This window comes from Paraburkholderia strydomiana, assembly GCF_031456815.1.
Classification (GTDB): domain Bacteria; phylum Pseudomonadota; class Gammaproteobacteria; order Burkholderiales; family Burkholderiaceae; genus Paraburkholderia; species Paraburkholderia caledonica.
This window is the reverse complement of record NZ_JAVDVL010000022.1, coordinates 39,524-51,820: the sequence shown is the minus strand read 5'-3', so window position 1 is coordinate 51,820 and position 12,297 is coordinate 39,524. Positions and strand designations below refer to the sequence as shown.

Annotated in this window: 9 protein-coding genes and 2 pseudogenes; 10 read left to right on the top strand and 1 reads right to left on the bottom strand. The window is 62.2% G+C overall.

Features of this window, described 5'->3' with window-relative positions; all coding sequences use genetic code 11:
* The first annotated feature begins 220 nt into the window (after nucleotides 1-220).
* The 8 genes and pseudogenes from J2W46_RS32965 (at nucleotide 221) to J2W46_RS32930 (ending at nucleotide 8,874) form a co-directional block, all read left to right on the top strand.
* A pseudogene (locus J2W46_RS32965) lies at nucleotides 221-1,232 on the top strand (IS110 family RNA-guided transposase).
* Between the two features lie 982 nt (nucleotides 1,233-2,214).
* Entirely contained in the window at nucleotides 2,215-2,559 is a 345-nt protein-coding gene (locus J2W46_RS32960; protein ID WP_374726911.1) for an LLM class oxidoreductase, read from the top strand.
* Nucleotides 2,560-2,569: 10 nt separating this feature from the next.
* On the top strand, nucleotides 2,570-3,532 hold the full coding sequence (locus J2W46_RS32955) for an aliphatic sulfonate ABC transporter substrate-binding protein (RefSeq protein ID WP_310359966.1): 963 nt from the start codon (nucleotides 2,570-2,572) through the stop codon (nucleotides 3,530-3,532).
* A 149-nt stretch (nucleotides 3,533-3,681) separates the two neighbouring features.
* A complete protein-coding gene (locus J2W46_RS32950; RefSeq protein ID WP_310359963.1) occupies nucleotides 3,682-4,764 on the top strand; it encodes an ABC transporter substrate-binding protein in 1,083 nt (360 codons plus the stop codon).
* A gap of 11 nt (nucleotides 4,765-4,775) precedes the next feature.
* Entirely contained in the window at nucleotides 4,776-5,627 is an 852-nt protein-coding gene (locus J2W46_RS32945; protein WP_310359961.1) for an ABC transporter permease, read from the top strand.
* A gap of 22 nt (nucleotides 5,628-5,649) precedes the next feature.
* Nucleotides 5,650-6,534: an ABC transporter permease gene (locus tag J2W46_RS32940; RefSeq protein WP_310359959.1), complete on the top strand. Its 885-nt coding sequence runs from the start codon at nucleotides 5,650-5,652 to the stop codon at nucleotides 6,532-6,534.
* Nucleotides 6,535-6,578: 44 nt separating this feature from the next.
* Nucleotides 6,579-7,448, top strand: a complete 870-nt coding sequence (locus tag J2W46_RS32935; RefSeq protein ID WP_310359957.1) for an ABC transporter ATP-binding protein — start codon at nucleotides 6,579-6,581, stop codon at nucleotides 7,446-7,448.
* Between the two features lie 89 nt (nucleotides 7,449-7,537).
* Nucleotides 7,538-8,874, top strand: a pseudogene (locus tag J2W46_RS32930) (LLM class flavin-dependent oxidoreductase).
* 425 nt (nucleotides 8,875-9,299) lie between these two features.
* Here the strand turns inward: J2W46_RS32930 and J2W46_RS34515 are convergent.
* Complete coding sequence (locus J2W46_RS34515; RefSeq protein WP_374726910.1) at nucleotides 9,300-9,680, bottom strand: ABC transporter substrate-binding protein; 381 nt, start codon at nucleotides 9,678-9,680, stop codon at nucleotides 9,300-9,302.
* 261 nt (nucleotides 9,681-9,941) lie between these two features.
* Between J2W46_RS34515 and J2W46_RS32920 the strand changes: the two genes are divergently transcribed.
* The gene (locus J2W46_RS32920; RefSeq protein ID WP_310359955.1) at nucleotides 9,942-11,117 is read left to right on the top strand and encodes an ABC transporter substrate-binding protein; all 1,176 of its coding nucleotides are present in this window, start codon (nucleotides 9,942-9,944) and stop codon (nucleotides 11,115-11,117) included.
* A gap of 147 nt (nucleotides 11,118-11,264) precedes the next feature.
* Nucleotides 11,265-12,293: an aliphatic sulfonate ABC transporter substrate-binding protein gene (locus J2W46_RS32915; protein WP_310359954.1), complete on the top strand. Its 1,029-nt coding sequence runs from the start codon at nucleotides 11,265-11,267 to the stop codon at nucleotides 12,291-12,293.
* The last annotated feature ends 4 nt before the right edge of the window (nucleotides 12,294-12,297 follow it).

The following is a 12,297-nucleotide window of genomic DNA, read 5'->3' as shown; positions in this document are numbered from 1 at the left end:
CCCCAAAACCATAAAAAGAAACAAGGCTAAAATCGCTCTGAAACCCGACATTTCGATTTAGCCGGAGGTGCGACATTTGAACTTAGCGGAGACAATGGATGTAGTAGCTTTATAGATGGAATGGTCGCCTCCCGCCTTAACGGTCCGCTCGACGTCGCAGTCTTGCAGCCCAAGCGTGTCACATTGCTGGTTCGGCAGTCCTGCCGTCAAGGAGAACCAGATGGAACCCACGACCATTGCCATCGACCTAGCCAAGCGCGTTTTCCAGATTCATTATGTCGATCCTGAGACCGGCGCAATCCACAGCAAGGTTCTCAGACGCGCCCAGCTCGTGCCGTTCTTCGCCAACCGGCCTGCGAGCCGTGTCGTCATGGAGGCCTGCGGCAGCGCCCATCACTGCGCCCGGGGCCTGGCGCGGCTCGGCCACGACGTGCGGCTCATCGCAGCCCAGTTCGTGCGGCCGTTCGTGAAGTCGAACAAGAATGACGCGGCCGACGCCGCGGCGATCTGGGAAGCTGCCCAGCGTCCCGGCATGCGGTTTGTGGCCGTCAAGACCGAAGACCAGCAGGCCATGCTTGCCATGCACCGCATGCGTCAGCAACTGGTCCGGATTCGCGTCATGCAGGTCAACCAGCTTCGTGGATTGCTCTACGAATTCGGCGTCGTACTGCCGCAGGGCCGCCGGGCATCGATAGAAGCCGCCAAAGGCGCGCTGGCTTCACTGGTCGACCAGTTGCCCGCCATGCTGGCAGACAGCCTGCAGGACCAGATCTCGCGACTTCGCGGGCTCGACGAGCAGGTCGCACGGATCGAACGACGCATTCTCGACTGGCGCCGCAACGATGACGCGTGCAGACGCATCTCCGAGATTCCCGGCGTGGGCGTGCTCACGGCGACCGCTGCGGTATCGGTTATTGGCCAGGCAAGGACGTTTGGCTCCGGACGGGAGTTTGCCGCCTATCTGCGGTCTCGTGCCACGGCAGAACAGTTCCGGCGGAAAGGTGAAACTCGGGGGCATCAGCAAACGTGGTGACGTGTATTTGCGAACGCTACTGATCCACGGCGCCCGATCGGTCATCTCAAGCGCAAGGCATTTGCCGGAGCGTTTACGCCAGATGCTGACCCGGCGCCCAACAAACGTCGTTGCGGTTGCACTCGCCAACAAGATGGCGCGAACAATATGGGCGCTGCTGGCGTATGGCCGAACGTATGAGGCAGCCCCCTCGCAGTGACCACGCTTCAAAGCCAGTAACCCCATTCACGGTTGCACAGGTGTATTGAACGATGGCAAGACAGGTTGGACCGCGCAAAGGCAAGCCTGAGACATTTCTCGGACCTCGAGTCCGCCATTTAGATTAGGACCTTTGCGGCGAAATCCATCGGGGCCGGCGGGCATACCCGCGATCGAGTCCGGATATAAGTCCGCAACCACCCTCCTCGCCACGAACAATTGCCTTGCAAATGGGAGGCGACCATATAAGAAATGTCGTGTTCTAGTCTGACCACTAACTTATGGACGTTTCGGGAACTAAACAATGGGAAAACGTAATCTGCATGTTCGTCCATAAATTACTGTCCAACGTAGGAGCGCGGTTAGTTAAGCGGCACTCAAAAGAATCGCCGCGCTCACGAACTAATTTATAGACGTATCGGCAAGCAACTCCCCCGAATCGAGGCGAAGTAAAGAATGGACGTACTCACGCTGGATCGCCTATAAATCATGACTGTGGTCGCTACGGTCGGCGCACACGGTGTGTGAAAAGTTCGGTAGGCGATCGTGAACTAATCCTAGGGTGGGTTCGACTATGCAGTCACGACGATCTCCAGGCATGCCTCCTTCTGTCGGTAGTGGCGCACAAGATTTTGTATACGTGCGGTTACTAGGAGACGGTGAAATTCAAGAGTTGCCGGGGAAGTCCACATGCCGGGGAACGCACTCGTAGTCCCAGCGACGTGACGGATGATTTTCACGCGATTCGAGACTGGTTAAATCGATACGTTGATTCTGCTCCGACGCTGCGTGCATATGCGAAAGAGGCGGAACGCTTCTATAACTGGCTCATCCTCGTTCGGCAAACATCGCTCGCGAAGCTGACTTGCGACGACATAGAAAAATATTTTGAGTTTGAGTTGGCGCCGCCAGCGCATTGGATTTCGGGTCGACGTGTTCGACGGTCATCAGACTCCCGAGACGACTTTCCCGACCCGTCGACGGTGCAGGCCGCGCAAAGCCGCGCCGTGGTGATTACCGATCTCGTCGCGCGCGAACGGCCGACGCTGCGTGGACTGCTGCGACAGCTTGCTGGCGCGCGCGGTCATTTCACGCTGGCCGGCTCGCCCGAGCGGGTCGCCGATGTGATCGAAGACTGGATTGAAAGCCGAGCGGCGGACGGCTTCAACGTGATGCCGCCTATCCTGCCGGCACAACTCGATGTGTTCGTCGACCACGTCGTGCCAATCCTGCAAAGGCGCGGACTGTTCCGGCGTGAATACGAAGCCGACACGCTGCGCGGCCACTACGGACTGGCCCGTCCCCCCAATCCGTACTTCCCAACCTGATTCCGCCATCATGCAATCACTCTGCCGCCTGGGGCGAGCGCTCGTCGCGCTCGTCCTCTGCTTTGGTTTTCAGACATGGGCTCATGCCGACGGCACGTGGCCCGCAACGATCAACATCGGCATCCAGAAGGGTGATCCACTCGTCGCGCTGCGTGCATCTGGCGAACTGGAAAAAGCCTTTGCGCCGCACGGCGTCACTGTCAAGTGGAAAGAGTTCGTGTACGGCGCGCCGCTTGTGGAAGCCATCAACACGGGCGATGTCGATGTTGGCGCAGTGGGATCGACGCCGCCGATTCTCGCGCAGGCCGGCGCTGCGCCCGGCGTTGTGTACGTGGCGTTTGCGCCGCGGTTGCAAAAGAGCTATGGCCTGATCGTGCCCCTCGGTTCACCGATCCAGCGCATCGCAGATCTGAAGGGCAGGAAGATCGCTTTCGCGAAAGGCTCGCAAGGCCATCTGTTCGTGCTGAAAGCGCTCGCCGATGCAGCAATACCAGCGTCAGCGGTCCAATTCGTCTATCTGAACTACAGCGACGCGCGCGCCGCGTTCGAACGCGGCTTCATCGACGCGTGGGCCGTGCCCGATCCGCGCTACGCCGATACCGAACTGACGACGGGCGCGCGCACGATTCTCTCTATCGGTCAGCTGTCGGTGCCGCAATACGGTTTCTACATCGGCACGCGTGAGTTTGCGCAGCGTTACCCCGCGGCGTTGCGGCTGCTGTTCGATGTGCTCGACCGGCAGACGGCACTCGAACTCGCGCATCCCGCGCAGACGGCGCAGTTCCTGTCGCAAAACACGGGCGTGCGGCTGGACATCTGGTCGCGTGCGCTGCCACGGCTGGAATGGGGCGTGCACTATCCGCTCACGGACGAAGTCATTGATGCCCAGCAGGACTCCGCCGATCTGGCTTACCGCGAGCACGTCATTCCGCGCAAGGTCGATGTGCGTGAGGCAATCGTCGATATCCGGTAGCAAGTGGCAATTCGTCAGAGACCGTCTGGCGTTCTGCAAAAGCATCGGCGCACATATCCATAGCTCGAATGCTTTCTTGTCCTGATGAGTGACGTCGTCAAGAATGATTCACTCCCGATCATGACTGGCGTACGCACTCAACTCAGACGATGACTCCACGAACCTCACGAACTTTCGCTCTTCTGAAGTCCGTCTTGCTTACAGCCGCAATTGCGTTGACGGCCACTCAGGCGCATGCCGATAAACCCGCCGTCATCCGTATCGGCGTCGCGCAACAAGGCGCAGGCGATCCGCCAACTTTCGGCGGCTCGCCTGCTGCCACCGTCCAGCAGCAGCAATTGCTGGAAAAGGAATTCGCCGCCGACGGCATCAAGGTCGAGTGGCTGTTCTTCAAAGGCGCCGGCCCCGCCGTCAACGAGGCGATTGCCGACAAATCACTGGACTTCGCCTTTCAGGGCGATCTGCCCGCCGTGCTTGGACGCGCCAACGGACTGAAGACGCGGATCCTGCTCGAATCGGGCGTACGCGTCGGCGTAAAAATCGCCGTGCCGCCCGACTCGCAGATCAAAAGCGTGAAGGATCTCAAAGGTCAGCGCGTCTCGATCTTTCGCGGCACCAATCTCCAGCTCGTCGCGGACAACGTCCTCGCCGCGAACCAGCTGAGCGAGCGCGATTTGCGTGTGATCAACCTGGATTCCGCGAGCTCGCTCGCCGCGCTGTCGTCGAAGGGCATCGACGCGTCCGTCAACGATTACCACCTGTACAAGCTGCGCGATCAGGGACTTGCGAAAATCATCTACGAATCGCAGACAGATGGCCCGCAATTCACGCGGCAATCGCATCTGCTCGTGCTCGACGATTTCGACCGCGCGCACCCCGACATCGTGCAGCGCGTAGTGAATGTATTCGTCAAGGGCGCGCAATGGTCGTCGGACGAAGCGAATCGCGATGCGCTCTTCAAACAGTGGGCCAAAAGCGGCGTGAGCTATGCATCGTGGCAGGCCGAGTTCGCGAACCAGCCGCTGAAGTCGCGCAATTCGCCGCTGATCGATCCGTTCATCGTCGCGCGCTACAAGGCCGTTGCCGACTCCGCGCTCAAGCTGAAACTGATTCGCCAGCCCGTCGAAGTCGACGGCTGGTTCGAACCGCATTACCTCGATAACGCGCTGCATGCGCAAACGCTGGATCACTACTGGACGCGTTACGACGCGCAAGGCAAGCCGCTTGGCTGAGGAGCGCGACGATGAACAAGGTGATAGGCGAATGGCCATCGGCAGCGCGGCACTTCAAAGGGGATGCCGGCGCGCCGAACAACGCATGGCGGCGCGTCAGGGCGGCCGGGTGGCAACTCGCGCCGTGGCTGTTACCGGCAGCCCTCTTCGCGCTATGGACGATCGGCTGCGAGCGGGGCTGGATCGCGCAGCAGATTCTGCCGCCTCCGCAACTCGTGTTCGACACGCTGCGCGATCTCGCCGTCAGCGGCGATCTGGCTCACAACACGCTGATCAGTCTGCAACGGGTGCTGTGCGGCTTCGCGGCGGGCACGCTGGCCGGCTTCGTGATCGGTGCGGCGCTCGGCCTGTCGCGCACGGTCGAGGCATACATGTTGCCCGGCTTCAATGCCATCGTGCAGATTCCCGTGCTCGGCTGGCTGCCGTTTCTATTGCTGCTGGTCGGCGTCGGCGAGCCGCTCAAATACATTCTGATCGCGCACGCCGCGCTCGTGCCTGTCACGCTGAGCACGATGCAAGGTTTCCGGCAGGCGCCAGCCTCACTGGATGAAGTCGCGCGCGTGTTCGGCTACAGCCGCTGGCAACGCGTGCGTTACGTCGTTCTGCCAGCCGCCGTGCCCACGCTCGCTACCGGCGTCCGGCTCGCGTTCACGAAGGCGTGGCTTGCGCTCGTCGTCGTCGAACTCGTGGCCTCATCCGAGGGCCTCGGCTATCTGATCGTCTATGGCCGGCAACTGTTTCAGCTCGATCTGGTGATGGCCTCCGTCGTGATCGTCGGCGCAGTCGGCTTTGCGATCAACCGGCTGCTCGATGCGCTCGAAGCGCGCTTGCGGCGCGGCCAGCCGTCCGCTTTCCGCGAATGAACCCACTGTGCAAGGAACGCCCATGCCGCAGAACTTCATTGCCAACGCCCTCCAGTCTCTGTTCGAGCCGAAGCGCGGCGAACCGCCGCCGTGCAGCTGTGACGCGCCGGTGAAACCGGCACGGCCTTCGGCGCTAAAAAAGCGGCTGGCGCGTTTCAACTGGCGCGGACTGGTTTTGCCGCTTGCCGCCTTCGCGATATGGTGGGTCGCATCGGCGCTGCATCTTGTCAAGAGCGGCCCGCTGGTCAGTCCCGTCGATGTCGCCCGCGTCGCATGGCAGCAGGTCGAAAGCGGCGCCCTGCTGCGCGCGCTGTCGGCCTCGCTGGCACGCGAAGCGAGCGGCTTCGTGATCGGCACTGCAGGCGGACTGCTGCTCGGCACGGCGCTCGGCCTGTCACGCATCGCGACACGCATCATCGGGCCGACGTTCGACACCTTCAAGCAGATCTCCCTGTTCGCGTGGATACCGCTGATCTCTGTCTGGTTCGGGCTCGGCGACATGGCCAAAGTCGTGTTTCTGTCCCTGGCCGCGCTGCTGCCCGTTGCCGCGCACACCTGCGATGGCATTCACGCCGTGCCGCGCAGCTATGTCGAAGTCGCGCGCGCTTTCCGTTACTCGCGGCTCCAGCTTGTCCGCTTCGTCATTCTGCCCGCCGCGTTGCCATCGATATTTACAGGCATCTACCTCGCGCTGATCTATTCGTGGCTCGCGACCCTCGGGGCCGAGTATCTGCTGGTGGCGGGCAGCGGCATTGGCAATACGCTGATCGACGGCAGCGAACAGTTCAGGATGGACCTCGTGCTGTTCGGGATCATCGTCGTCGGCCTGACGGGCTGGGCGCTCAATTCGCTTGCGCGAGGCATCGAGCACCGCGTCTTCGCGCGACGCCCGGATGCTCTTCATTAACGCGCGCGGCGCTGCCGCGCGGCTTCATCGAACGGATCATTGTCATGTCGACCACGGTTTCCGAAGGCATCCGCATTCGCGGCGTCAGCAAACGCTATGCGCAGCAGAACGACACGCGCGGCGCGCAAGACGGCGCGCTGCTCGTGCTCGATGAGATTTCGCTCGATATCGCCGCCGGCGAATTCGTCAGCGTGCTCGGCGCGAGCGGATGCGGCAAGTCGACGTTGTTGCGCCTGATCGCAGGGCTCGACAGCGACTATCGCGGCGAAATCAGCGTGGATGGGCGACGCGTGCGCGATACGTCGCTCGAGCGCGGCATCGTGTTTCAGGATCACCGGTTGTTTCCGTGGCTTACCGCGTCGCAGAACATCCTGGCCGCTTTGCGGAACGCACCGCTGTCGCAGCAGCAGAAGCGCGATGCCGTTGCCGAACATGTCGCGCTGGTGGGCCTCGAAGGTTTCGAGCATTCGTATCCGCATCAACTGTCCGGCGGCATGGCGCAGCGCGTCGCGATTGCGCGCGGCCTCGTGAACCGGCCGCGCGTGCTGTTGCTCGACGAACCGTTCGGCGCACTCGACGCGCTCACGCGCAGCCGCCTGCAGAACGAACTCCAGCGCATCTGGCAGCATGAAAAGATCACGATGATTCTCGTCACGCACGACGTCGATGAAGCGATCTGGCTCGGCGACCGCGTCGTCACGATGGCGCCACGACCGGGCCGCGTGAAGCGCATCGCGCGCGTCGATCTACCGAGGCCGCGCGAGCACGGCGATCCGCGATTCGTGCGGCTGCGCGAGCAGATTCTCGCCGACTTCACGGGACGGCCCGAGACCGGCGGCGACGACAACATCGAAGGCGGCCGGCGTCGCGGCACGCGCGACACACGCGTCACCGAATGGCGGCTCGCGTGGTGACGCAGGCCAATCTTCCACCCTCATCGAAGGAGTCGGCAGTGAGCGAAGCACGGCAGAACAGACGGCAGATCAGTCTCGGCGCGTTCCTGATGGAAACGGGGCATCACATCGCCGCATGGCGGCATCCCGATGCACACGCGGCGGGCGGCCTCGATTTCGAGCACTATGCGGAACTCGCGCAGATCGCCGAGCGCGCGAAGTTCGACGCGATCTTCTTTGCGGACAGCGTCAGCGTGCGAGACACGCACCTGCCCTCGCTATCGAGAACGGCACGCGCCGATCACTTCGAGCTGTTGACGCTGCTCTCGGCGCTTTCCGTCGTGACGCGTCACATCGGCCTGTCGCGACCGTCTCCACGACCTTCAACGAGCCGTATAACGTCGCGCGCAAGTTCGCGTCGCTAGACCACCTGAGCGGCGGACGCTCGGGCTGGAACCTGGTGACGTCCAGCACGGAGACGGAAGCGCACAACTTCAGCTTCGACCAGCATCTCGATCATGCCGTGCGCTACGAGCGCGCGAAAGAGTTCTACGACGTGGTGGCGGGCCTGTGGGACAGCTGGGAGGACGACGCTTTCGTTCGCGACAAGGCGAGCGGCGTCTACTTCGACGCCGACAAGCTGCACGTGCTCAACTACAAGGGCAAGCACTTCAAGGTGCGCGGCCCGCTGAACGTCGCGCGCTCGCCGCAAGGCTGGCCGGTGGTCGTGCAGGCGGGTGCATCGGAAGCCGGCCGGGAACTGGCCGCGCAAACGGCTGAGGTGATTTTCGTCGCGCACCAGACGCTCGACGAAGCGAAAGCCTTCTATCGTGACGTGAAGGGCAGACTTTCGCGCTACGGCCGTCAGCCGGAGCATCTGAAGATCATGCCCGGCATCTTCCCGATCGTCGGCAAGACTCAGCAGGAAGCACAGGACAAGTTCGACGCGCTGCAGGAACTGATCGATCCCACGGTCGGCGTGTCGCTGCTGTCGAAAATGACGGGCGGCGTCGATCTCTCGAACTATCCCGTCGACGGCCCCGTTCCCGACCTGCCCGAAACGAATGGCGGCAAGAGCCGGCAACGGCTGCTACTCGATCTCGCGCGCCGCAACAATCTGACGATACGCGACCTCTATCTGCGCATCGCCGGCGCGCGCGGCCAGCAACAGGTGATCGGCACGCCGCAGAGCATCGCGGATCAGTTGCAGCAGTGGTTCGAAGAGGAAGGCGCGGACGGCTTCAACATCATGTCGCCGTGGCTGCCGGGTGGACTGGTCGATTTCACGGAACATGTCGTGCCGGAATTGCAGCGGCGCGGGCTCTTTCGCACCGAATACACGGGCGACACGCTGCGCGATCATCTGGGTCTGCCGCGCCCCGTCAATCGCCATGCGGCAGTTGCCCGGCAGGAAGCGCCCAGTCCGCTCGCGGCCACGCCATCGTGAGCCTAAACCCACCAAAGCTCTCAATCCCACCGCTTCGAGAAGCGTCGACAGACGCACGCCCGTCCATTCGCGACACGACAGCAGCCCATATTCGAAGAAAAGTTGACGGCGCTTTGTTGGGTCCGTCTCGACGGATGCCGCTTCCAGCAGACGGTCGACTTCGGGGTTCGAATAATGCGCGGCATTTGAGAACGGGAGGCCGATCCTGAAGTTCTTCGACCAGAACACGCGCTGCACGCCGACGGTCGGATCGAACGTGTTCGACAACGCTTCCAGCGTGATGTCGAACGCGCGATCCGTATAGGCCTTCGTCACATAGGTCGCAAAGTCATAGGTCTGGATTTCGGCATCGATGCCGATGCGCGCGAGAGACTGGCGGATGAAGTCCGCGGCGCGCGGGTCCTGAAAGGGGTTGTAGAGCAGCCTCAACCTGAACCGCTTGCCGTCCGGCCCGTGCTGCGCCCGCGCGGATGGACTTCCTTCAGCGTCAGGATCGAGAACGCGACATCCGCCGACGTGAACGCTTGGCCGTCATGCCATCTGACGCCATGACGCAACGTGAAGCGATACTGCAAGCCATCCTTGCTGACGCTCCATGCAGTGGCAAGCAGCGGTTTCGGATTGAGATCCTTGTCGTAGGTCAGCAATCCTTCCACGACCTTGGGACCGAGTTCAGCGTTGCCGCCCGCCGTCGTCGTCAACGGCACGATTGAAGCCGGCTCGGGCGTGACGATCCAGGTCAGCGTTCCGCCGTGCGCCGGCGTTGCCGCCGCCGTGCCGCGAATCGACACGATGGCGAGAGCCATGATGAACGCGATCCCGATGATGTGCTTGCGCTGCCTTCCTGACGCATCCATGGCTGAACCGGTCCCGGTAATTAAAGGGCGATACTACTGAGTGCCGAAAGCAATCGAAAGAAAGCAAATGTCATTAGCTTTGCAACGCCGACGCGCCGAGCGAGCGCATGCGTCGCCTTGCGAAGCGTGAATATGGTTATGCAAAACGCTTCGTTGTCGTTTGACGAGGCGCGTTGGAGACTCGCATTCTCATTGATTCAGGGAATGATCATGTCTGCCTCGCGTCTTTCCGCGTTCGCGCGGCATCTCATTGCACTCGCGGGCGCCGTACTTGCGCTGTCTTTCCAGTCTGAAGCGGGCGCGGCGCCCGCCAGCGGCGAGCCGGTTTTCTTCGGCGTGAGCGGGCCGCTGACCGGTCCGAACGCGCAATATGGCGCGCAGTGGAAAGCCGGCTTCGATCTCGCGCTCGACGAGATCAATAGCCAGGGCGGCATCAACGGCCACCCTCTGCAATATGTATTCGAGGACAGTCAGAGCGATCCGCGCCAGGCGGTGACCATTGCGCAGAAATTCGTCGACGACAAGCGCATCCTGATCGAGCTCGGCGATTTTTCGAGTCCGGCATCGATGGCGGCGTCGCCGATCTATCAGCGTGCCGGTCTCGTGCAGCTTGGTTTCACGAACTCGCATCCTGACTTCACGAAAGGCGGCGACTTCATCTGGAGTCCGTCCGTCAGCCAGGCCGATGCCCAACCGCTGCTCGCCGATCTCGCGGTGAAGCAAGGCTTCAGGCGGATCGCCGTGTTATTTCAGAACACCGACTGGGGACGCGCAAGCAAGGACGTCTTCGTGAAATCCGCGGGAACGCGCGGCGCGCAGGTCGTGGCCGCCGAGGGCTATCAGCCGACCGACAAGGATTTCCGCGCGACGCTGCTGCGTGTGCGCGATGCGAAGCCCGACGCACTGGTGCTGATCGCCTACTATTCCGACGGCGCGCAGATCGCGCGTCAGGCGCGCGCAAGCGGCATTACGCTGCCGATCGTCGCCGCCAGCTCCGTGTACTCGCCGAAATTCATGGAACTCGGCGGCGACGCCGTCAACGGCGTGACGACCAACACCAGCTTCTTCCCCGGCGACCCGGCGCCCGAAGTCCAGCATTTCGTGCATGGCTTCGAGGCGAAGTATCACCAGCAACCCGACGCCTTCAACGCATTCGCGTACGACGCCGTGATCATCGCCGCCTACGCGCTGCGCTCGGGTGGAACCGACAGGCGCGCGGTGCGCGACGCATTGGTCAAACTGCACGACGTCCCGAGCGTGATATTCGGCAAGGCCACCTTCAACCCCGAGACGCGCCGCGTGATTGGCGTGAAGAGCGTCAATCTGGTGGTGGTCAACGGTCAGTGGGCGCTGCTACAGAGCAAGCCCGCTCTCGCCGCCAAATGATTAGTTGAGGCGCGCGAAGCATTCTCTGCAATAGCGTCAAAACAGCTTTGATTCTGAACTCTAATTGGTTCGCGTCCGGCGGCGGCTTCGATACATTGAACGCTGGGATGCGTACCCACACACGCACTGACACATAAAGGATTTGCCATGACAACGGTTCGGGGCTTCGCGCGTCTGACGAGCGCGCGCGGATTGCGCAACCTGCTGAAGGCGGGCGCCGCCGCGCTGGCGCTGTGCCTGTTCGGCACGACGCAGGCCGCACCGCTCTCCGAGCTCAAGCCCGACTACGCGTACTATTCGCCGGAAAGTCTGATCATCAAGCGAAATGGCTGGCTCGAGCAGGAGTTCGCCGCCGACCATACCCAGGTCAAGTGGGTGCTGAGTCTCGGCAGCAATCGCGCACTCGAGTACCTGAACAGCGGCGCAATCGACATCGGCTCGACGGCCGGCCTCGCCGCCGTACTCGGCAAGGCCAACGGCAATCCGATCCGCGCGGTTTATATTTTTTCGCGTCCCGAATGGACCGCACTGGTCGTGCGCAAGGATTCGCCCATCAAGAGTCTCGCAGACCTGAAAGGCAAGAAGATCGCAGCCACCAAGGGCACGGATCCGTTTCTTTTCACGCTGCGCGCGCTGCATACCGTGGGCCTGTCGCGCGACGACGTCGAGATCGTGAATCTCCAGCACCCGGACGGACGGGTTGCGCTCGCGAATGGTCAGGTCGATGCGTGGGCCGGTCTCGACCCGCATATGGCCGCCGCGCAGATCGACGACGGCGCGCGCCTGCTGTATCGCAACGTCGATTTCAATACGTGGGGCTTCCTGAACGCGCGCGAGGATTTCATCCGCGATCATGCAGACTCGCTCGCCCGCGTGCTGAAGGTCTATGAGAAAGCGCGCGTCTGGATTGCCGCGCATCCCGACGACACCGCGAAGATCGTCGCGGAGGAATCGAAGGTTTCGCCTGCGGTCGCGAAGCTCCAGTTGAGCCGTAACGACTTCAGTCATCCGCAGCCTGGCGCGCAACAGCTTGCCGCGCTCAAGGCAGCCGCGCCAATTCTGGTCGACGAGCAACTCGTGAAAAGCGGCACGAACCTGAATCAGGTGATCGATGCGCTGATCGATTCGAGCGTCGCGCAACCCGTCATCGCGTCCGCGAATAACGGCGCAAAGTAAGCAC